This is a genomic window from Rhizobium sp. SL86, assembly GCF_026672545.1.
GTDB lineage: Bacteria > Pseudomonadota > Alphaproteobacteria > Rhizobiales > Rhizobiaceae > Neorhizobium.
In genome coordinates this window covers 595,956-617,057 of the sequence record NZ_JAPPRJ010000002.1, presented here as the reverse complement: position 1 = coordinate 617,057, position 21,102 = coordinate 595,956, and the positions used below count along the sequence as shown (strand labels likewise).

The following is a 21,102-nucleotide window of genomic DNA, read 5'->3' as shown; positions in this document are numbered from 1 at the left end:
CTTCTCTCGACCGCACAGGACCGCAACATGCTGGGCGTCTGCTATTATCCCGAACATTGGCCGGAGGAGATCTGGGCAGACGATGCCCGCCGCATGGTGGAGACCGGGATCTCCGTCGTGCGGATTGCCGAGTTCGCCTGGAGCCGCATGGAAACGGCGCCCGGTGTGTTCGACTGGTCGTGGCTCGACCGCGCGGTCGAAACCCTGACGTCTGCCGGACTGAAGCTCGTGCTCGGCACGCCGACCGCCGCACCGCCACGCTGGCTGGTGGATCTTCATCCGGAGATCCTGCCCGTCGACCGCAACGGTCAGCCGCGCCTCTTCGGTTCACGCCGGCATTATACGCCGGCAAGTCCCGCCTTCATCGAGGCGACGCGCCGGATCGTCACGGCGATGACCGAGCGCTACGGCCACCATCCGGCGATCATCGGCTGGCAGGTCGACAACGAATTTGGCTGCGACGACACGATCTTCTCCTGGGGATCGCTCGACCGCTCACAGTTCCAAGCCTGGCTGAAAACCCGCTACGGGACAATCGATGGACTGAACACAGCCTGGGGGAACGATTTCTGGTCGATGGCACTCACCGACTTCGCGCAGGTCGAACTGCCGGCACGCCAGGTCTGCGACGTCAATCCTGCGGTCCAGCTCGATTTCATGCGCTGCCGGTCGGATCTCTTCCTCGACTATTTCCGTCTGCAGGCCGACATCATCCGCGCCCAGGCGCCGGGCCGTTTCGTCACGCATAATTTCATGGGATTTTCCCATACCTTCGACCATTTCGAGATGGGCCGGCAGATGGATGTGGCCAGCTGGGATTCCTATCCGCTTGGCCGTGTCGAGAGCCTTCCCTTCCCCGAGGCCGAACGCAACCGCTGGGCCCGCACCGGCCACCCGGATATTTCAGGGCTTCAGCACGATCTTTATCGGGCCGTGGGCAACGGTCGGTTCTGGATCATGGAGCAACAACCGGGACCGGTGAACTGGGCAAACTGGAATGCGGTCCCGGAGCGCGGCATGGTTCGGCTGTGGACCTGGGAAGCGCTGGCGCATGGCGCGGAAGCCGTGGTCTATTTCCGCTGGAGGCAATACCGGAAGGCGCAGGAGCAGATGCATGCCGGTCTGCTGCGGCCTGATCATGCCGCTTCGCAGGGTGGCAAAGAAGCACAACGCGTCGCTGAGGACCTGCGCCGGATCGGTGATTTGCCCGCAACCACGCCAGCATCTGTCGCGCTCGTCTTTGATTACCAGGCTGCCTGGGTCACCCAGTTCCAGCCGCAGGGCAAGGATTTCGACTACCGCATGCTGAAGCTGCGCTGGTACGAAGCCTTCCGCAGGCTCGGCATTGATGTGGACATTGTCGAACCCGGCGCATCGCTGTCCGGTTACCGCCTCGTGCTGGTGCCGACGCTGCCGATCCTGACGGAGGCGGCCCTGAAGGCCTTTGCGGAAACCGATGCCTTGATCCTGTTCGGCCCTCGCACCGGCTCGAAGGACGAGAATTTTGCCATCCCCCAAAGCCTGCCGCCCGGCCCGCGGCTGCAACACCTGATGCCATTGACGGTTGCCGAAGTCGAAAGCATGCGCCCCGGGCTCTCCGCATCCGTCTCCGGTGCGGTTTGCGGAACGGTCACCCGCTGGCGGGACTATATCGAGACCGACCTCGACATCCTTTCCCGTTTTGCCGATGGGGAACCTGCGCTTGTCGCTGCCGGACGTCTCCACTACCTCGCCGGCTGGCCGGAAGCAGATCTGCTGAACACGCTTGCCCGGTATCTGCTGGAGAAGGCCGATCTTGCGATCCTCGACCTGCCGGACCACATCCGCCTGCGCCGCCGCGGCCCCCTCACCTTCGCCTTCAACTACGGTCCCGAAAGCTGGACTGTTCCGGTTGCCGCAGAACGTCTTCTGCTTGGTGAAGCCGAGTTGAAGCCGTATGACGTGGCCTGCTGGCGTATGTAAGCGCTAGCCTCTGGCCTGCGGCAGGCGCATTTCGCTCGGCAGCTCCTGCGGCGAAAACAGCGCGTTGTGCAACTGGTTGAGGGCGATCGCAACCGCGCCGATCAGGGTGGCGCGGGAGCCGAGCACACTCGGCTGCAGATCGATCGCGTGGCGCGTGAGGCGCGAAAGCTCCCGCCGCACCAGATCCAGCACCAGCGGATGGCGTCCGACATTGCCACCCAGCACGATCTTTTGCGGATCGATCATTGCATCGACGGAAACGATGAGTAAAGCGGCGAGCCTTGCGGTTTCCTGGATGACGCCGCGCGCTGGCTCCATGCCAGACTCGGCCTCCTGCAGGAGGCCCAGCATCGTCGACTGTCTGCCACCGCCGGCCTGGTATCGCGCGAGGATGCCCGGAACCCCGATTGCGCTTTCCAGCGCGCCACGCTCCAGACTGTCTTCACTGTAAGGATCGGCTCCAAAGGGAAGATAGGAGATTTCACCGGCAGCACCACGGGCACCCTTGATCAGCTTGCCGTTGACGAGCGCACCGAGCCCGATGCCGGTGCCGAGCGAGATGAAGGCCGAGGTATCGAGCCCCGCGCTGCAGCCCTTCCAGGATTCGCCAAGCGCCGCGGCATTCACATCGTTTTCGATGACCACCTCGCAGCCCAGCGCCTCGCTGAGACGGCGCACCACGTCAAGACGACCGGTTTCGGCCATGTTGGGTGCAAGCGAAAGATGGCCGGAACCCGGATCAACCACACCGGGCGTCGCAACGGCGCCCAGAAGCACCTTGTCGAAGGGAACGCCTGCCCGATGCAGCGATTTCTCCACGAGATCGTGCATGTGGCCGATGAGCGCCTCGCCTGCCCTACCCTCCGTCGGGTGTTCGCTTTCATGCACGATGCTGCCCGAGATGGAAACGACCGCGATGCGGATGGTTGTGGCGCCGAGATCGACGCCGACTCCATAACCGCTGTCCTCCGCCACCTCGTAGGTCACCGCGCTACGCCCCACCTTGCCGCTGACGATGCCGTTCACCCGAACCCAGCCCGATTCCTCCAGCGCCCGGATGACCTCCGACATGGTCTGCTTCGAAAGGCCGGTCTTCTTGGCCAGTGTTGCGCGCGAGGTCGGCCCTTCCTGCAGCAGCACATCCATGGCCGCACGAACGGAGATCTGGCGAAGGACGGGCGGCTGGCTCTGGCGGAGGTTCATGAGGCGCTCGGATTGTCTGAGGAATCAAGCATATAGTTCCATAGTTTCCGTCCTACACAAAGGCGCTCCTCCTGGATAGTATTCGGTCAGCTGACGAACTATTGCACTGCAGCAAAATGCTGCCTAAGACCGGCGCCATGCATAACGGCATCCATTTCAGACGAGCGGCCATCTAAATATGTTCGGCGACTTGACGAACTATATGAAAATCCGCAAAATGTTCGCATCGGCATCATCGAGATCAGCGACCGACCGTCGAAGGGCTTTATAAAAAAGGGGTTTGCAATGGCTGGACTAACACTGAATGGCGTCGTCAAGCGTTACGGCACGCATCCGGTGATCCATGGCGTTGATCTCGAGGTCAAGGATGGCGAATTCGTCGTGCTTGTCGGCCCGTCCGGCTGCGGCAAGTCCACCATGCTGCGCATCATTGCCGGCCTTGAAGAAACCTCTGCCGGCAGCGTGACGATCGGCAGCGACGACGTCACCGCTCTGCCGCCCGGCGACCGCGGCATCGCCATGGTGTTTCAGTCCTATGCACTGTATCCACACATGACGGTGCGACAGAACCTGTCCTTTGGGCTTGAAAACCTGAAGATGGGCAAGGCAGAGATCGAACGCCGCATCATCGAAGCGGCCCGTATGCTGGCGATCGAACCCTTGCTCGATCGTCGTCCCAAGCAATTGTCGGGCGGCCAGCGCCAGCGTGTCGCCATCGGCCGCGCCATCGTGCGCGATCCGAAGGTCTTTCTCTTCGACGAGCCACTTTCCAACCTCGACGCGGCGCTGCGCGTGCAGACGCGTGGCGAAATCAGCCGCCTGCATAAGCGGCTTGGCGCCACGATGATCTATGTCACGCACGACCAGATCGAGGCGATGACCATGGCCGACCGCATCGCGGTGCTGAATGCCGGTGCATTGGAACAGTTCGGTGCACCGCTCGAACTCTTCGAATTTCCGGTCAACAAATTCGTTGCCGGTTTCATCGGCTCGCCGCAGATGAATTTCTACGACGGCACGCTGGTCGCCGTCGGCCCCGAAGAGGTGACCGTCGAGGTGCCGGGTTTCGGAACCGTCAGGGCACCGGTGGATGGCGCCGCCGCACGCGCCGGCGACACGGTCATCCTCGGCGTGCGGCCAAACCACTTCCATATGCTGAAGGGCCAGCCAGGCACCTATCATCGCGTCCGCTTCCAGGTCACCTATACCGAAAGCGTTGGCACCGAGACCTACATGTTCGGCAGGATCGAAGGCAACGAGGTCGACACCGTCTTGCACCTGCCGGACCATGTACCGGCCAGCGAAGGCGACGTGCTGGAGTTCGGCATCCAGCCGGAGCGTTTCCACCTCTTCGACGCAAAGACGGAAAAATCCTTCCCCAAACGCCGCGCCGATGGAAGCCGCATCGCCAACGCCGCCTGATCTTACAGGGCAAACGGCCCGCGCTGTCTCGTCAGGGCGGCCGGGCTGGCGCCTCTCTCCGTTCCGGATTTCTGCCATGACACCCCTCATTCTTACCGACGCAACGGAGGCGGCCGCTGCCGTCGCCGATCGTATAGTCTCCCTTGTCCAATCAAAGCCGGATGCCGTTCTCGGGCTTGCGACCGGCGCGACCATGGAACCGGTTTATGCGGCGGTAATTGCCGCGCACCGGGCGGGCCGCGTCAGCTTCTCTCGCGTCTCAAGCTTCAATCTGGATGAATATGTCGCTCTGCCGACGGAACATCCGGGCAGCTACCGATCCACGATGAACCGGCTGCTTTTCGAGCACATCGATATCGATCCGGCCCGCACCCATGTGCCGGATGGTATGGCAAACGACACCGACGCGGCGGCTGAGGCCTACGAAAGACAGATTTTGCAGGCTGGTGGGATCGACCTGCAACTTCTCGGCATCGGCCGTAATGGCCACATCGGATTCAACGAGCCCGGGTCGCGCCTCGACAGCCGCACCCGCCGCGTGGAACTTCATGCCGAAACGCTTACTGCCAACCGCGCCTTCTTCGAGGACGGTGGCGTGCCGCAGCAGGCCATCACCATGGGCATTGCGACGATCCTCTCGGCCCGCTCCATCATCGTCCTTGCCACCGGCGCCGCCAAGAAGGCCGCCATCAACCAGGCGCTCGCCGGCTTCTTCACCCCTGCCTGCCCGGCCTCGGCCCTGGTGGGACATCCGGACGTGACGTGGATTGTGGACCCCGCTGCAGCTCCGGATGCGGAAGCCGCCTGAGGATTAGACCACTTCCTTTCCCCCTTGCCGGCTGACAGCGGCAGGAAGGCGAACGGGGCACTATTTGCCCCGCACGGCCAAGTCAATCCGTCAGGCGTCCTTCTGCGATCGCAGCCTCAATAACGTCGCGATACTCCAGAATGGCGGCGGCATGCATGCCGGTCCAGCCCTGCAGCAACGAGCCACGCGCAAAGGGCGGCGAGAAATATTCGACGGAACCGATCCAGCCATTCTCGAGGCTCGTCTTCCACCAGCGCGTCAGCGGATAATCCCAGCCGTCGAGCCCGAAGTGCAGCCGCTGTTCGGCATAAAGGCCGGACAGATAGGGCCAGTCGGACCCGTTATGGTAACGATAGGCGAAGGCGGATTTGGCACGGGTATCGGCCGGACGCTTGAAGGGTGGCCAGGCGCACATCACACCCCAGTCGCCATAGGGCTGGCGATCGTTGTTGCGGGTCTCGAGCAGGTCCGCCACATGCCCAAGCACGGTGCGCGCACGATCGGCGGACACCGCGCCAAAACGCAGCAGCGTCAAGCTGTCGAGGGTCAGGTGGTCCTCGACGAAATCACCCTGCAATCCGTAATCCTGGTACCAGCCGGACGGCGTCAGCATCGCCGCGTCGAGATTGGCACGCGCCTTTTCTGCGAGTGCGCGGGCTTCTTGCGCCACCGTCGCATCAAGCGTTTTACCGTGTGTGGCGATCACGTCGAGCGCGCCGATCCACAGCCCGATATCATAAGCGACATAACCGTGCCGGTAGACATTGTCTGCCCAGTCCCGATCATGGCGCGGCTTGACGGGAAGACCGGTACCAAAACTGTCAAAACCCTTGTAACGGGCAAAGATCGCCTTCACCGTCTGCCAGTGGTCTGACAATGCGCGCTCATCGCCCGTGACACGAAGGTAATCACCGATCGTCAGGATAAAAAAGAGCGGGCTGTCGAAATGGTCGCTCCACCAATCGGTGCGACGCAGATGCTCCATCTTGTATTCCGGGGCGGTCACTCGGAACTTTTCCCATTCCTCGCCCTGTTTCGGCCCGGTCAGGATCACGCCACTCGGCGCCTCGCCGTCCGGCTGGATACCGGTGGCAAGCAGGTCGATCTGCTCGCGCACCACCTTCGGCTCGAGGAAGAGCAGTGCCTGCAGCGTCCAGTATCCGTCACGGTAATAGGTGCGGGTCGGTGCGGAATAGGCCTGGCCCGCGGCAAGACCCAAGAAGCTGCCGTCTTCGGCGCGACGGATGGACGAAAGCGAGGCATGCGTGCTCTGGATCGCCATCGATCGCATCAGCGGACCGGCGCCGGGCAGGATATCGCAGCGTGCGCTATGGGCGGCACATTCCGCGATGATCTGATCCGAAGTGAGGGACAGGCCGCGCTCGGCCTCCGCAGCGCTGGCGCCTGCGGCAATGACAATATCGCCGTTGTCTCGGCTCTCGACGATCGTGACACCCCATGGGGTCACCGCAATGCGGCGACGCCCTTGGCGGCGCACTTTCTCCGGCGTTGTCAGCGTTCCCCACCAGGCGCAGCGCCGCGCGGGACGCACCGCCTTCAGCCGCGCGCCACGCATCAGAAGCACCGGGGCGGACTGGGCGACATGCAGTTCCTGCGCCCCGGCAACAAGCCGGTTCGGCGCATGAACGTAAGGGCCTTCCCAGCATTCAACGAAGATATTGGCCATCTGGCCGCATCCCCACAACGACAGCTTCAACTGCCCTTCGGGATAGAAGTCTCCCTGCAGACGCGGGGCCATGAAGGCCATCTGCACCGGATGAACAGTCTCCACCAGCCCGTCCGGGCGCGGCGTCGCAGGGGTCTTGTCCGACATCGGGATTTCCTCAGGCAGGTCAGGGGGCTTTCAGGAAGTTCGCGGGCGCGGAGCTGGCAAGGCGGGCGGCAAAGGCGACCGAACCGACAAGACCGGCTCTGGCGCCGAAGCGGCTCGGCGCAACCGGGCAGGCAAAGGGAAGAAGCGGCGCCAAGTGGTATTTCAGCCGGTCGAGAAACAGGCTCTGCGAACCGATGCCGCCACCAATGGCAATCCGCGACGGATCGATCAACGCCTGCACCGCGGCAATACCGAGCGAGGCCTCACGGGCCACATCATCGATTGCCGCAAGCGACTTCTCATCGCCGGCGTTGGCGCGGGCAAACAGATCCGCAACGCTTTCCGCGCCAAGGGAAAACCGTTTGCGGATACCGGCAGTACCAACCCTATCCTCGAACAACCCGTTCTCAGAGGACGGTGCAAGCGCATGCGGTCGGTCACCGACGGGCAGGTAGGCGATTTCGCCGGCGCGGCCGAAGGCACCACGGATGATCTCACCTTGGATGACCAGCCCCATGCCGACACCCGTGCCGAACGAAACGAAGACCAGCGACCCGGCGTTGGCCTTATCACCTGCCATTGCCTCGCCATAAGCGGCAAGATTGACATCATTTTCCACGGCGACCGGAAAGGGAACGTGTCGCGCCATCAGCGTTGCCAGCGGTGTATCCGCCGGCAGCGCAAGATTGGGGGAAAGCGACGAGAGCCCCGTCTGCGGCGATACCGCACTCGGCACACCGATGACCATTTGCGCGACATCCGCCAGGCAGAACCCGGCGGCATCGGCTAGCTGCGCCGTCATGTCAGAGATCTGCAGCAGGACCGGTGCGCCTTCGCCGTGTTGTGTCGGCTCTTCCCGGACCGCGAGGATCTCGCCATCCGGCAGTGCCAGTCCGGCCAGGATCTTGGTGCCACCGAGGTCCACACCGATCACGGGCCTTGTTCCGTCGTCCGGTCGCGGAGGGTTGCGCAACGCTGTGGGATTGGCGGGGCCGGATACGATATCCACTGACACCAGAACGCACCTTTTCTATTTGTTCGGCATGTTGACGAATTTATTACGCGGTGCGGCTGTCAGGTGTCAAGCTGGTCATTGGTCGGATGTCTGTTCGCCTTCTTGGGCACGGCGCGCGATCACGCGCTCCCGGTGCCAGATGTAGAGGCCGGAGCCGATCAGGATCAGAGCGCCGGTGAATGTCCACACGGTCGGCACGTCGCCGAAAAAGACGAAGCCCAGGACGAGGACCGCCAGAAACTGGAAATATTGCAACGGCGCCAGGAAGCTGGCCGGCGCGAACCGATGCGCCTGGATGTAGAAATAGTGGCTCAGCGCGCCGAAGAAACCCGCACCCGCCAGCGCAATCCAGGTTTCGGGCCGGCTGGGCCAGACCCAGACAAATGGCATCAGAGGCGTCAGGATCGCCGCAGGCAGGGCCGCCATGATCAACAGCATGCTGCCCGGTGATTCCGTGCTGGCGAGACGGCGCGTCATGATCGAATAACCGGAACCAATGATGACCGACAGCAGGATGATGCCGAAAGCCGGGTCAAAACTTCCAGGCGACGGTCGGGTGATGACGAGCACACCAACGAAGCTGATGGCGATCGCCGTCCAGCGGTAACGCCCGACCTTTTCACCAAGCCAGACGATTGACAGCAACGTCACGAAGGCAGGCCCGGTGAACTGGATGGATAAGGTCTGGGCAATCTGCAGCTGGCTGAGCGCCAGGAAATTCAGCCCCGTACAGACGATCTGGATCAGGGCGCGCAGGGTCTGCAGCCGTGGCCGCGCCGTGCGCCAGGCCTCGGGTGCCCGCCAGGGATTGAGAATGAGCGCCACCAGCAGGAAATGGATCGCAAAACGGAACCAAACCGTCTCAATTGCCGGAAGATCACGGCTGGCCATTTTTGCGCAACTGTCGAGGCAGGCGAACAGGCTCACCGCCGTCAGCATCATGACGGCCGCCTTCCCCTTGTTGATGCTCTCCCCTGCAATGGGAGTGATGATCCGTGGAAGCCTGGAGGCGGGAGTGGCAGAGGCCTGGAGGGCAGTCATGCAAGAACCTTGTGTTCGAAATCAGCACCTCCCGATGTGATTCCTAACAAGAAACTTTGCTTTCGTCACCCTGCCGAACTAAAAAGAGTTTCCCTACGGTGATGGTCCGACGACCGCGCTGCGGCTGGGCTGAAGGCTCCATCCGTGGATCCGGACATGTCAGTAGCCGAAGAGCTCCGACGGATCCCAGACCGCCAGGACACCGACAAAGCTGAAGATGACCGAGACGACCACCAGCAACATCAAGCCGCCAAACACAATCTTTCTCAGCATCACATGCCTTCCCATTGCCGAAGTCCGCTTTGCTTCCCCGTCAGGAAGCTACCCGCGTTAGGCTGTAGACCGGCCTTGGCGCAAAAGCCAGTACGCCGGACCATTTGCCGCGACCATCATTCCGAAGATCACATCCGATCGAGCAGGGCATGGGGCGCAGGTGCCGCGCCGGGCGACACATGCTTAGTCTTTTCACGAACCCTCGGGCTGGCGTCGTCGGTTGACCAGGCGCCGCACCCCTTGCACGGCACGGCGCGCCGTCTCGAACAGGTGTGGATGCGCCCTGATCCAGGCCTTGCCGCGTCCGGCAAGCATCGCGCAGGCAAGCAGGACTGTTCCCTTGCGCGTCAATGCCGAGCGATATTCGAGCATCAACTGCGGTTTTCCGCCGAATCCGGTCTTGTGATACCCATCACCCACCGAAAAATCGATCAGGTTCACCTCGTTTTGCCGGCACCAGACCAGCAGGCGCGAGATCAGCACGAGCGCCGGTGAACAGCGTTCCCAGGCGCCACCCTTCATCGTGATGACAAGGCAATGCAGCGTGTTGGCGTGCACCAGCCCGAGGCAGGTCGCAACCGGTTCATGGTCGACCAAGAGCGCCCAAAGACGTGTGCTCCCTGCCCCCTCCAGATGTTGCCGCGCAACGGCCTGGTAAAATGCCTGAACCTCGGGCTGGGCGAGGAAATCAAAGCGTCCAAGCTCCCGAAACCGGTCCTGCCGTTGACGGAACATCGCCGCAAGGCACATTTCCAGATCCTGCTCCGTTTCGGCTGCGAGGAACTGAATGTCGCCGAGATCCGACAGACGGCGTTCGGACCGCTTCAGGTTCTGCCGCATCTTGGTGCTCGCCATCGTCTCGACCACACGCGACGGGTCGGCATTGAGCGGAGCCTCGTAACGTTGCTGTGCTGCGGGCAGGACACCGGCAAGAAGAGAAAGCGGGTTCTGCCGCCCGCGATATTGAGGCGGGATTTGATCGACCTTGATCAGATCCGCCCTCGGCAGAACCGCAAGCACCGCCTGCCAAAGAGACCGTGCTTCGCCCGGCCCCATTGTCGCCCCCACTGCAGTCCCGGTCGTCGCCTCGTCCGCCCCCATGACCGGCATGGCCAGATCGCACACACCAAACGAGACGAATTCGATGACCGAGACGCCACGGCATTGTCGCCGGCAAAACGGAAGCAGCATCAAAGGCTTTTGCGTGCCATGCTCCCGGACTTCAATCACGAAGAATTCGGCCTTCTTTCCTTTTGCCAATGTCTCCTGAATAGCCTTGAGCCACGGACGCGTCTGGAAAGCCGTCGCGAAACCCTCGGTTTCGAAACGGTCCCACAGGGGAGCCACAGCGTCCAGATCATCGTGACGGATGGCGTCGAAACGTTCGGTTGACCGCATCAACGAACCTCCCCGGCGTCTGTCGGGCGCATCAATGGGAAAGCGCCTTCCACTTGGGCGCCGTCGCGGATCCATCGATGAATTCAAAGCCTCCGGCACTGTTCAACGAATGCAGACGCCGCCCAGGCCAGCCTGGACCAGGCCCGATCATCGCCTCGATCTCCTGCTCGAAACCGTCGTGATCAAGCTTCGTTACACGGGCGATAGCGAGGGCTGCTCCGTAACCGCGGCGGCAATCCTGTACGGGCCGCAGGAGGTGGCCGTTGCGGACAACCATCCGACCGGCCGGCCGTGCCGTGGCGATATCGATCATCACGGGATTCCCCTTATGGGCGGTCCAGGGGCCGCGGAAATCCGGCGCCGACCAGAGATGCAGCGCATCCGAGAAAGCGCCGCCGCCATCCCGAACGGTCGCGAACATCCACCAGGCACCATCATGGCGGATCAGCGTCGCGTCGCTGCAGGTCAGCCCGGAGACCAGATCCGTCTCCTTCACCCATCCTCCCGGATAGGCGGTTGCCCGAAACAGCTCGATGGTTCCATTGGCGGAGGTTTCCGGTACCATCCAGATCTGCCCCTCCTCCTCGAAGATGAAGGGATAGGACAGGTGGCAATTGTGTTCCAGCACGGGCACCGGCGTTCCGGCCGGCCGGCCATCGATAAAATCTACCGCGGAGATAATGCCCTTGCCGAGCCTGTGGATGAAATCCTCGACGAACAGGGTGAGCTTGCCCTGGTGGACGAAGGGGAAGGGATCGGCATAAAAGCGGCGCCCATCATCGGGAAGGTCCGTCCAGCCGGTCTTCGGGTGAGCGCCGAGGTCGAAAAGATCCGGACCATCCAGCTTGCGCCAGCCGACGCGCCAGTGTGGCGAGTTGTAGCAGAGCCGATAGATCTGCTGCACGATGCGCCGGGCAACTTTCCTGGCTGCAGACTGCCCCAGGCGGCTGATCGAAGGAATGGCAGCCGGCGGCCCCGCCGCCTCCTGCCTCACGTTGGGCAATCTGGTCCGGCAGCTGCCGGCCACCGCTGCCGCGATCAGGGTCACGGTCCGCGCCAGCATCTCGTCGAAGCTTGCGAGCGCCACGCCGCCATATTCGGTGCCGAGACGGCCTTCCGCAATGATCTTCTCACCCTCGATCAGGCGGACCGTGGGAGTGGCCCCCGACAGGACAGCCGCAATGAGCCCATCTTCGCCGGCAATCCCGTCATAGGTCAGGTGCCAACGCCGTTCGGTGCCCGGCATCGGATTGCCGCAGAGATCGATGACCAAATCCACCGGTGCGTCGGAAGCATCCGCAAGGGCGAAAAGGTCGGCAGCGGCAACCCGTTCCGCCTGACCATAACCGGCAAGGCCGTGGATCGTCGCCTCGAGCTGAAACAGGGCGTCCAGGCCGGGCGGCGAACCTGGCAGACCTTCGATGAGCTTGATGCTGACGGCAAGGTCCGGCACATCCTTCAGACGACGGACGAGCGCCAGGTGCCAGCGACGCGCCAGCTTGGCGTTACATTCCACTCTCATGCGCATGCTCTTTCCCCCGATGAACGAGCATTGGCGTGACGTGCCCCCACGTCACGCCAATGCTATTTGACCGAACCGGCCTCAGGAAGGCCGTCGCCGGCCGTGAGACGACGATAAACCGCAGTCCAACACAGAATAAAGAAAGCTATTTCCGACAAGGCCGCTCCGGCCAATGCCCAGGCCGGCGTGGAGACTGCGAGCAGAATCGCGATCGAAACAAAGCCGACGATCGCCGCCAACCCGCTGATCAAGGCCAGCGTCGAAAACGCGCTCGCCGTCTCCATGATGATGCGGGGCATCGAATACATGATCAAAAGGGTGGAGATCACCATGGCAGAGGCCCCGATGACATGGATGGACGCATTGGCGAAGGTGTCGGACTTGATGTAGGGCGCGATCACGAACACCAGTCCGCCGTAGACCAGGCATCCGATCCCGAGGAGTCCGGACCACAACAGTGCCTGTTTCCAGACCCGCGCATAGTCATGACGCCCCATCGCGGCCGACATTTCCGGCTGCATCATATTGTCGAAGGCCGTCGCAATGATGCGCAGCGGCGCAAAGAGCGTCATGACCGCCGCGATCGGCGCATAGGCGGCGGGACCCGCCGCACTGGTCACGAGGATCGCGATCGTCTGTCCCTGCAGCAGGGCGGTGGTGACATAAAAGACCGTCCAGCGCAGTTGCGGCCACAGGCGCACGTATCGACGGCGCACTTCCCGGCGAAAACTGATGCGGATGCGCGTGCGCGGCAGAAGGAGTAGCAGCAGAATACCGAGACCGTTCGCGACCGCCAGGCCCTCGAAGATGCCGACCAGGACATCCTGTCCCTGATAGACGATAAAGGCCGTGACCGCACAGCCGATGAAGGTGAAGGTCAGATCGCTGCAGCTGACGATCCACTGCCGGTGACGCGCAAAGGAGGCGGTGCGCATGTGGCTGCGCAACGCCCAGAGTCCGATGAACAACCCGCCGACGATGGGTCCATGAGACTGCCAGAGCCAGAGAAGCGTCATGGCGGCAAGCGCAAGCGCAGTGCTGAGCAGCAGAGCGCCCGAGCCGAAGGTGATGTCATAGGCATCCGCTTCACGGCGTGTGCGGCTTCGCGAGATCCAGACGCTGGCGGGGACCGCGGTCAACGACCGGGTATAGGCAATCGCCACCCCGCCCATCACCATGCTGATGGCGAAGATGCCGTAGTCGGCGGCAGAAAGGATGTGCAGCAGATAAAGGTTCAGCGCGAAATGGAAGCCGCTCTGTAGCGCTTCGCCGCTGACCATCAGGATCAGCCGCCGGATGAGGAAGAATGTGCCCGCGTTCATTCGGCCGCTCCCCGCTCTTCCTGCAGCCCGAAGGCACCCGCAATCCCGCGCCGCTCAAATTTCTGACCGGCAATCCGGCCGATCGTGGCTGACACGGCATCCCGGCTGAAGAGGTTTTCGTATCGCAGGCGCCCCGCCGCGGCGAAGGGGACGAGCTTTGCGGGATCATCCAGCAGTTCAAGCAGGGTAGCCTTCAGCGCGTGAGGATCCCCGGGCGGAAGCGTCCAGCCGGTCCTGCCGGTTTCCACGACCTCCATCAGGCCGCCGATCGCGGAAGCGATGACTGGCCTGCCCCAGGCCATGGCCTCGATCGCCACCCGGCCGAGCGATTCCGGCCGCTTCGAGGGAACCGTGACCACATCGGCCCAGGCATAATGTTGCGAGGGATCGGGAATGAAAGGCAAGAGCGTAACGAGATCCTGAAGACCCAGCCGCTCGATACGTTCCCGGAGTTCCCGTTCGGGTTCGTCGCTGTCAAAGGCGCTGCCGACGATGCGAACCTCGAGCTTCTCACGCGCGGAAGGCGGCATGGCCGCGATCGCATCCAGCAGCACGTCCTGGCCCTTGATCCGATTGATGCGGCCGAGGAGCAAGACGCGCAACGGGCGTGTGCCGTCATAGGTCACCGCCAGCGGTACGGCCGGCCCTTCGACACCATTGTAGACGACATGCGTCAAAACAGCCTTCGGATCGCCGAACGCATCGCGCGTCGCCTTCGAATTAAAGATCAATTCACTGCGGCTCCAGCCGATCAGCCGGCGGAGTACCGTCAGGGCAAGCCCTTCCGGAATCTCATGAATGTGCAGAATTGTCCTGTCCCGGGAAAATCGCGCAGCGAGCGCGTAGTCCACGATGACGGACGTATTCACATAGACGAGGTCGAAAGACTGAATGCGGCGCAGCGCCCGCAGAACCGAATTCGGCAGCCGTGGCACGTCGACCGTTGCCAGCCGCAAGAGCGCCTTGCGCCGCAGAATCCACAAGGGCTCGAACAGGATTCGGGTCGCATGGGGCTGAAGAATATCCACAATCGGGCCGGGCCGCGGCAGCACGACCTCGATCTCGGCCTCCGGATAGGCCTCCCGCAGGGCGGCAACGCTTTCGGCAAAGCTTCGGTCTGAACCGTAGAGCTCCCAACCCTGGTGGATACACGCGATACGCATTTCAGTTCTCACTTTAAGACAACAGCAAGCATGGCTGCAATCAGTCTCGCAATTTCCATGCCTGGCCCGTTCCTTGCAGGTTTCTCAACCAGCTACGGCTAATGTGCCAATTGTGAACGTGTATGTGAGAAAGTTGAATCAGCTATGAACCAGGCCCGCCCATCGCTCCTCATTCTCGGCACAAGAGGCATTCCGGCATCCCACGGCGGATTTGAAACCTTCGCGGAAAAGCTGGCGCTGTTTCTTGCCAAACACGGCTGGCATGTCGGGGTCTATTGCCAGGAGGAAGTGGAAACAGTGACGGAAGAGATCCGGTCCACCACGTGGCAGGGTGTGGAACTCATTCACGTACAGGTCGCATCCACCGGTCCGCGCGCGACACTGGAATTCGACTGGAAATGTGTGAAGCACGCCGCCACGCGTCCCTCGGTCAGCCTGGTGCTTGGCTATAACGGTGCGATCTTCCTGCCCTATCTCAAGGCCAAGGGGCGAAAGATCATGACCAACATGGACGGCATCGAGTGGAAGCGGGCGAAGTGGAGCCTGCCGATCAAGGCATGGTTCTGGCTGAACGAGTGGATCGCCGCCTGGTCCTCCGACCGGCTGGTGGCCGATCATCCGGCCATCGCCGATCATCTGGCAACACGGCGTCCGCGCACATCGACGGTGATGATCCCTTACGGCGGGGTTCCTGTGCGCTCGGCACCAACCGCCCCGGTCGAGGCACTCGGCCTTCAGCCCGGCCGCTATTTCATCTCGATCGCGCGCATCGAGCCCGACAACAGCATCCTCACGCTCGTGAAGGCGTTTTCGCGCAAGAAGCGCGATGCCAAACTTGTCGTTCTCGGCACGTTCGTTGACGGCAATGCCTATCATCAGGAAATCCTGGCCTCGGCCAGCGACGAAGTCATCTTCCCGGGTGCGATCTACGATGAAAAGGCCGTTCAGGCCCTTCGTTTCCACGCCCGTGCCTATGTGCACGGGCACACGGTCGGCGGCACCAACCCCTCGCTGGTCGAATCCCTGGCGGCCGGCAATTGCGTGATCGCCCACGACAACAAATACAATCGCTGGACCGCAGGCGAGGCCGCCGTGTTCTTTTCCGACGAGACAAGCTGCGAGGCGGGCTTCGAACGCTTGCTGCAGGACGATGTCGTCGTCCGGCGCGGTGAAGCTGCGGCCCGGCTTCGCGCCGAGACGGACTTCACCTGGGACAAGGTTCTTGGCACCTATGAAGACGAACTTCTTGCCTTGGGCGGATTTGACCGGGCGGCACTGAAGTCTCTTCCGAAAGCACTTGCGGGAGAGTGAGGACATGCGGCGGCGCGATCTGCTTCTCGGCACCTCGGCGACGCTTGCGTTGAGCACTGCCACACGGATTGCGCCAGCCCAGCCCATCGCGTGGCATATCCAGCGCGGTGTCAATCTCTGGCCGTGGTTTTCGCTGACCCACGAATTTCCGGCGCCGCGCCGCGATTACGACTGGCCGCCTTTCCAGACGCAACGGCCGGTCCCGACGAAACAGGATCTGCAACGGCTGGCGGCGGCCGGGTTCGACTTCGTCCGCCTTCCGATCGATCCAGGCCCTTTCCTCTCCTTTACCGGAGAGCGGCGCAGACAGTTGATCTCCGCGCTGACAAACGCCGTCTCGGACATTCTCTCGGTCGGACTGACGCTCGTCCTCAACGTCCAGACCAATGAGGCGACGCATTATTGGAACTCCCGCGTCCTCACCGTCAGCATATCGGCCGCCGAATTCCCGGCCTATCGGAAACTGATTGGCGACCTGGCAGAAATGCTGGGCGAATTCCCGTCGAACCGGGTGGCACTTGAACCGGTCAACGAACCGCCACAGGCCTGCGGTGCGCCGGAATGGGTCGCCGTTCAGCGGGCTCTGCTGACAACGGCGCGGACACGGGCGCCAAACCTGATGCTGGTTGCCACCGGCAGCTGCGGCAGCATGGTCTCCGGTCTGACCGCACTCGACCCGCGGCCATTTGAAGTGCTGGCGCCGATCCTCTACACCTTCCATTTCTACGAGCCCTATCTGTTTTCCCACCAGGGCGCCCCGTGGATGGGCGAACCGGTCTATCGGGCTCTCAACGATGTGCCGTGGCCGGGGGATGCGGGCACGCTCGAAGAGACGCTTGCCGCCGTGCGCAACCGCCTGCGTTCCGACGACCGGCCGCAACAGGTGAAAGCCGCCGCCTATGCCGAGACGGAGAAGGTCCTGAAGGTCTATTTCGATGCGGCTCCTGCCCGTCCCTTCGTCGATTCCTACCTGCAGCGGGTTGCCGACTGGGGCAAACACTACGGCATCGCGCCCGCGCGCATCCTGATGGGCGAGTTCGGAGCCCTGCGCAGCGACGATCGTTATGTCGCCTCCGGCGCAAAGGACCGCGCACGATATGTCGAGGACGTGCGCAAGAGCGCGGAAACCTTCGGGTTTCCCTGGGCCTTCTGGAACCTGTTCGATGGCATGGGCATCGTCACCGACGACGTCAGCCGCCGTTTCGATGCGCCAATCCTCGAAGCGCTGGGCGTCAGGGTGCCGTGACCGTCATCGCCGCCGGATAGTCGACGGATGATAGAGGCACAGGATCATCACACAAAACTTCGTCAGCATGGTTGTTTTCGACGCGATGCTCTCGGCGGTATTGATCACCAGAATCCAAACGATCATCGGAAGCCAGACGCCGGGGAGCGACACCTTGGCTATCTCGTGCATGAAGAGCCCAAAGCCGATCGCCAAAAGCAGAGTGACGAAGGCACCCTGATAGAGGGTCATGCGGATGATCGGATTTTCAATGCCCCATTCAAGGCCGTAGATGCGCCGCCAGCTGTCCAGCACCTCGATGTCCGGTCCGATGATGATCTGGCTCAGCGAGAAATGATCGAAGAGTTCGAACATCACGATACGCGCATTGGCACTGCCGCCATCGGAAATGAACCGGCTTGCCAGCGCATCGAAAAACCCCTGGGAGATCAGCACGGTCAACGCTACAGGCGCGAGGCCGGCAAACAGGATGGCGATGGCGGCTGCCAGCAGGCTCACCCTCCCCTTTCTCAGGGAAAGATAAGTCGCCCGTAGTCCGTAAAGCCCGCCGAAGAGCAGCGTCAGCACGAAGGCCGTTCGGCCACCGAAGGCGACAAGAGCGGCCAGCTGCAGGCCGATGAGCGCGAAACGACGGGCTTGCGGCAGATCTTTCGCACCACTCATAAGTGACAGCAGATAGGTCGAAGTGACGGCGGCATTGATCAGCGGGTGGCCTTGCAGGGCAGACGGGCGAAGATCGGTTTCGAAAGCCTGGCCATCGAAGCGGAAGGGAAACAGCAGATTCTTGGTCGCGAATTCGTAGAGGCCGAGCAGCGCGTTGACCGTCATGATCACATGCAGCAGCAGGCGCAGGCGCGCGATCAGCCGGTCGTCGGCATCCGACAGGATCAGCACGAGACAGCAGGCGGCAATATAGGTGTCGATCAGGCCCGCCATGTTCGGGCGTCCGCGCAGGACGACAGACGCAAACACCAGGATCGTGATCGCGAGCAGCAGCAGGGTCGCCGGGCGCTGCGCGGCCAGGTGGCCGAGATAACTGAGCGGATTGCCGGTCGCCACGGTCCGCCAGGCGAAGACGAGCAAGGTGAGATAGGTCGCCGGGTGGATCTTGGTGACGGAACTGCCGGTCAGGCCATCATAATTGTAACCAAGGACCCACAGGATACCACCGGACAGCGCAAAAAGGGCCAGAACAACCGGTACTACGGCCAAACGGCTCAAGACATCGAGGCTCCATCGGTCGGCGCGGCCAGCGTGGGCTAGAGACAGTGATGGGGCGACATCGACGGCCATGACTGGGTTCAGGCCCTCATGGAACGATCGACAAGCAGGATGCCGGAGAGGCGCTGCCCCATCAGTTCCGCAGCCTGGCGAATGTCGGCGACATCCCGGAGCGAGGTCTGGTTCTTTTCGGCGACCAGAATGACGTGATCGACGGATGCCACGAGCGGCGCCGTGCGCAGATTCTCCGACAGGATACCGCCGTCGATGACAACGAGATCGAACATGCGGTGCGCTTGCGCCAGCATGGCGACTGCGTGTTCGCGCCCCTGGGCCTCCCGCAGGACCTTGCGGCTGCGTCCACGCCGCATATAGGCAATGTTCTGGCCGAACTGAAAATGCATGGCATCGGTAAACGAACATTCACCGGCAAGCACATCGAGCAATCCGCGATCGCCGCCAGCCTTCTGATCCATGTTGGCGTCGATCACCAGCACACGTTCGCCACGGCTCGTCGCATGGACCCCAAGCAGGCTCACGATCCGCAACCTCTCGCTCGTATCCTTTTCGCAGGAGGTGACGATCAGGCTGGCGGCGGACGCCTTGCCAGCGGTCGAATGACCGGCTTCGAGGATGCGGCGGAGCGCAAGACCGATCGCGCCGTCGAGACGCGGGCTGATCATCGGCTCGTCCTCGTCGTCCTCGGCAACCTTCGCACGGCGAGCAAAAGGCAAGCGGTCAAGCCAGGATTTCTTGGCCCTGTCGCCCGGAATGACGCCGACGACCGGCGCTTTCAGGGCCGATTGCGCCTGCGACGGCGACAAAAGTGTCGGCGCCAGCAATTCGGCGATAAGGGCAAGACCGGCACCTAACCCCAATCCACCGAACACGGCGCCGGCCAGCAGCATCGGCACAGGTGGCCAGCTCTTTTTCTGCGGTGTCAGGGCTTCGGTGATGATGCGGGCATTGGCATTGTTGATCGTCACCTGTTCGCGCGTTTCCTGCGCGCGGGTGAGGAAGGCTTCGTAGACGGTGCGGACGGAATCGAGATCGCGCTGCAACTCGCTGAGGCGCACGGATGCCTGCGACTTGGAATTCAGTTCGCCTTCAAGACTTGCCACCTTCGTCGCCAGGTCCTGCTCATTGGCGAGCGCCCGCTGATATTCCGTGTTCACCGAGGCTGCGATCCGGTCGAGTTCGCGGGTGATCAGCTGCTGGATATTGGCGAGCTGCGACTGGATGGTGATCATCTGCGGATGGGAGGGGCCAAGCTGCGCACGAAGGCTCGTCGCCCGTTCTTCAAGGACGGCCTCCTGGTTGCGCAATTGCGTGATGACCGCCGATTGGATCGCCTCCGACGTCGCACCGCTCTGCAGGCCCGTCAGCCTCTGGGCGCGGATCTGGTCCACCTGGGATTTCAGGGCGGCCGTTCTGCCGCGGGCGGTCGTCAGCTGGTTGTTGAGATCCGTCATCTCCTGTTCGCTGACCAACCGGCCGGAGGCCATGGTGAGGTTGTTCTGGCGCCTGTATTCCTCCACCGCGTTCGCTGCCGATTGTACCTGCCCACGAAGTTCTTCCAGGCGCGCCGTCAGGGCACCGGACGTGTTTTCGGCGGTCTGCGAGCGCGCCATCGCCTGGTCGTCGAGATAGGCCTGGGCAACGGCATTGGCGAGACGGGCTGCTTTCGTCGGGCTGGTCGATGTCATCGTCACACTGATGACCAGAACCTTGTCTGCCCGCTTGACGGAGAGGCGTTTGCGCACGGCGTCGATCGTGCGGACGAGCGCGGTCTCCTCGCTGCTGGCCGATCCGCCACCCAGAAGACGGCTGAGAAGCCCCTGTCGGTTGAACTCCGGATCCTTGGTCAGATCGGTCGCCTGGACGGCACGCGTCAGGACACCTGTCGATTGGACAACGCTCACCTGGCTTTCGACCTGGGTGATGCCGCCATCTGCGGCCACCGAATTGGGATAGAGGTCGTTCGTCACCACCTGCAGATCGCGCGGGTCGATGAGGATCTCTGCGGTTGCGGAATAAAGCGGTGCCGTCAGAAGGCTGTAGATCAGGGCGAGCAACGTCAGCACCGCGGCAGTGCCCACGACCAGACGGCGACGATGGAGCAGGATCTCCTTGAGGTCGCTCAGTTCCACGAGGCCATTGCCGTCGAGGTTCTCCCGCGCCTGGGGCGCGCCCGGCGCAATCTGGAACATGTTTGCCATCTACCCATCTACCGTGCACATCGTCGGGTCGTTGCCTACTTATCAACGAGATATCTGAACAAATCATTGTAAAGGCCGCGTTTGTGTCCTGAAGCAGGACGGCCGGTACGCACGGTGTCAGCCTCGTGCTCGGCGGTAGACC

General features: G+C 62.5%; 15 protein-coding genes. 5 read left to right on the top strand and 10 right to left on the bottom strand.

The annotated features are described in order from the left end of the window. The first annotated feature begins 27 nt into the window (after positions 1-27). Entirely contained in the window at positions 28-1,962 is a 1,935-nt protein-coding gene (locus OU993_RS15070) for a beta-galactosidase (RefSeq protein ID WP_268158699.1), read from the top strand. A gap of 3 nt (positions 1,963-1,965) precedes the next feature. On the opposite strand, the gene OU993_RS15065 is transcribed toward OU993_RS15070, so the two are convergent. Continuing rightward, positions 1,966-3,165 carry an ROK family transcriptional regulator gene (locus OU993_RS15065; protein ID WP_268158697.1) on the bottom strand — a complete coding sequence of 400 codons (1,200 nt, stop codon included), beginning with the start codon at positions 3,163-3,165 and terminating at the stop codon, positions 1,966-1,968. A gap of 285 nt (positions 3,166-3,450) precedes the next feature. Between OU993_RS15065 and OU993_RS15060 the strand changes: the two genes are divergently transcribed. Beyond that, positions 3,451-4,587 (top strand): ABC transporter ATP-binding protein, encoded by a 1,137-nt coding sequence (locus OU993_RS15060; RefSeq protein ID WP_268158696.1) that lies wholly within the window; start codon positions 3,451-3,453, stop codon positions 4,585-4,587. A gap of 76 nt (positions 4,588-4,663) precedes the next feature. Further along, complete coding sequence (nagB, locus tag OU993_RS15055; RefSeq protein ID WP_268158694.1) at positions 4,664-5,395, top strand: glucosamine-6-phosphate deaminase; 732 nt, start codon at positions 4,664-4,666, stop codon at positions 5,393-5,395. A gap of 82 nt (positions 5,396-5,477) precedes the next feature. On the opposite strand, the gene OU993_RS15050 is transcribed toward nagB, so the two are convergent. From OU993_RS15050 to OU993_RS15020, 7 genes are all read right to left on the bottom strand, one after another. After that, entirely contained in the window at positions 5,478-7,229 is a 1,752-nt protein-coding gene (locus tag OU993_RS15050) for a GH116 family glycosyl hydrolase (RefSeq protein WP_268158692.1), read from the bottom strand. 19 nt (positions 7,230-7,248) lie between these two features. Further along, positions 7,249-8,163 carry an ROK family protein gene (locus OU993_RS15045; protein WP_268158690.1) on the bottom strand — a complete coding sequence of 305 codons (915 nt, stop codon included), beginning with the start codon at positions 8,161-8,163 and terminating at the stop codon, positions 7,249-7,251. 156 nt (positions 8,164-8,319) lie between these two features. Continuing rightward, on the bottom strand, positions 8,320-9,285 hold the full coding sequence (locus OU993_RS15040) for a DMT family transporter (protein ID WP_268158688.1): 966 nt from the start codon (positions 9,283-9,285) through the stop codon (positions 8,320-8,322). 465 nt (positions 9,286-9,750) lie between these two features. Continuing rightward, positions 9,751-10,956, bottom strand: a complete 1,206-nt coding sequence (locus OU993_RS15035; protein ID WP_268158686.1) for a GNAT family N-acetyltransferase — start codon at positions 10,954-10,956, stop codon at positions 9,751-9,753. Positions 10,957-10,987: 31 nt separating this feature from the next. Then, complete coding sequence (locus tag OU993_RS15030) at positions 10,988-12,484, bottom strand: glucosamine inositolphosphorylceramide transferase family protein (RefSeq protein WP_268158684.1); 1,497 nt, start codon at positions 12,482-12,484, stop codon at positions 10,988-10,990. 56 nt (positions 12,485-12,540) lie between these two features. Beyond that, entirely contained in the window at positions 12,541-13,800 is a 1,260-nt protein-coding gene (locus OU993_RS15025; RefSeq protein WP_268158682.1) for a hypothetical protein, read from the bottom strand. Continuing rightward, entirely contained in the window at positions 13,797-14,963 is a 1,167-nt protein-coding gene (locus OU993_RS15020) for a glycosyltransferase family 4 protein (RefSeq protein ID WP_268158680.1), read from the bottom strand. The genes OU993_RS15025 and OU993_RS15020 overlap by 4 nt, the downstream gene beginning before the upstream one ends. A gap of 144 nt (positions 14,964-15,107) precedes the next feature. On the opposite strand from OU993_RS15020, the gene OU993_RS15015 reads away from it, so the two are divergent. Then, on the top strand, positions 15,108-16,274 hold the full coding sequence (locus OU993_RS15015; protein WP_268158679.1) for a DUF1972 domain-containing protein: 1,167 nt from the start codon (positions 15,108-15,110) through the stop codon (positions 16,272-16,274). Positions 16,275-16,278: 4 nt separating this feature from the next. Further along, positions 16,279-17,520: a glycoside hydrolase family 5 protein gene (locus tag OU993_RS15010; RefSeq protein WP_268158677.1), complete on the top strand. Its 1,242-nt coding sequence runs from the start codon at positions 16,279-16,281 to the stop codon at positions 17,518-17,520. Between the two features lie 3 nt (positions 17,521-17,523). Here OU993_RS15010 and OU993_RS15005 read toward each other — a convergent pair whose 3' ends face one another. Both OU993_RS15005 and OU993_RS15000 read right to left on the bottom strand, forming a co-directional pair. Continuing rightward, a complete protein-coding gene (locus OU993_RS15005; protein ID WP_268158675.1) occupies positions 17,524-18,741 on the bottom strand; it encodes a VpsF family polysaccharide biosynthesis protein in 1,218 nt (405 codons plus the stop codon). 80 nt (positions 18,742-18,821) lie between these two features. Continuing rightward, complete coding sequence (locus OU993_RS15000) at positions 18,822-20,960, bottom strand: GumC family protein (protein WP_268158673.1); 2,139 nt, start codon at positions 20,958-20,960, stop codon at positions 18,822-18,824. Positions 20,961-21,102: the final 142 nt, after the last annotated feature.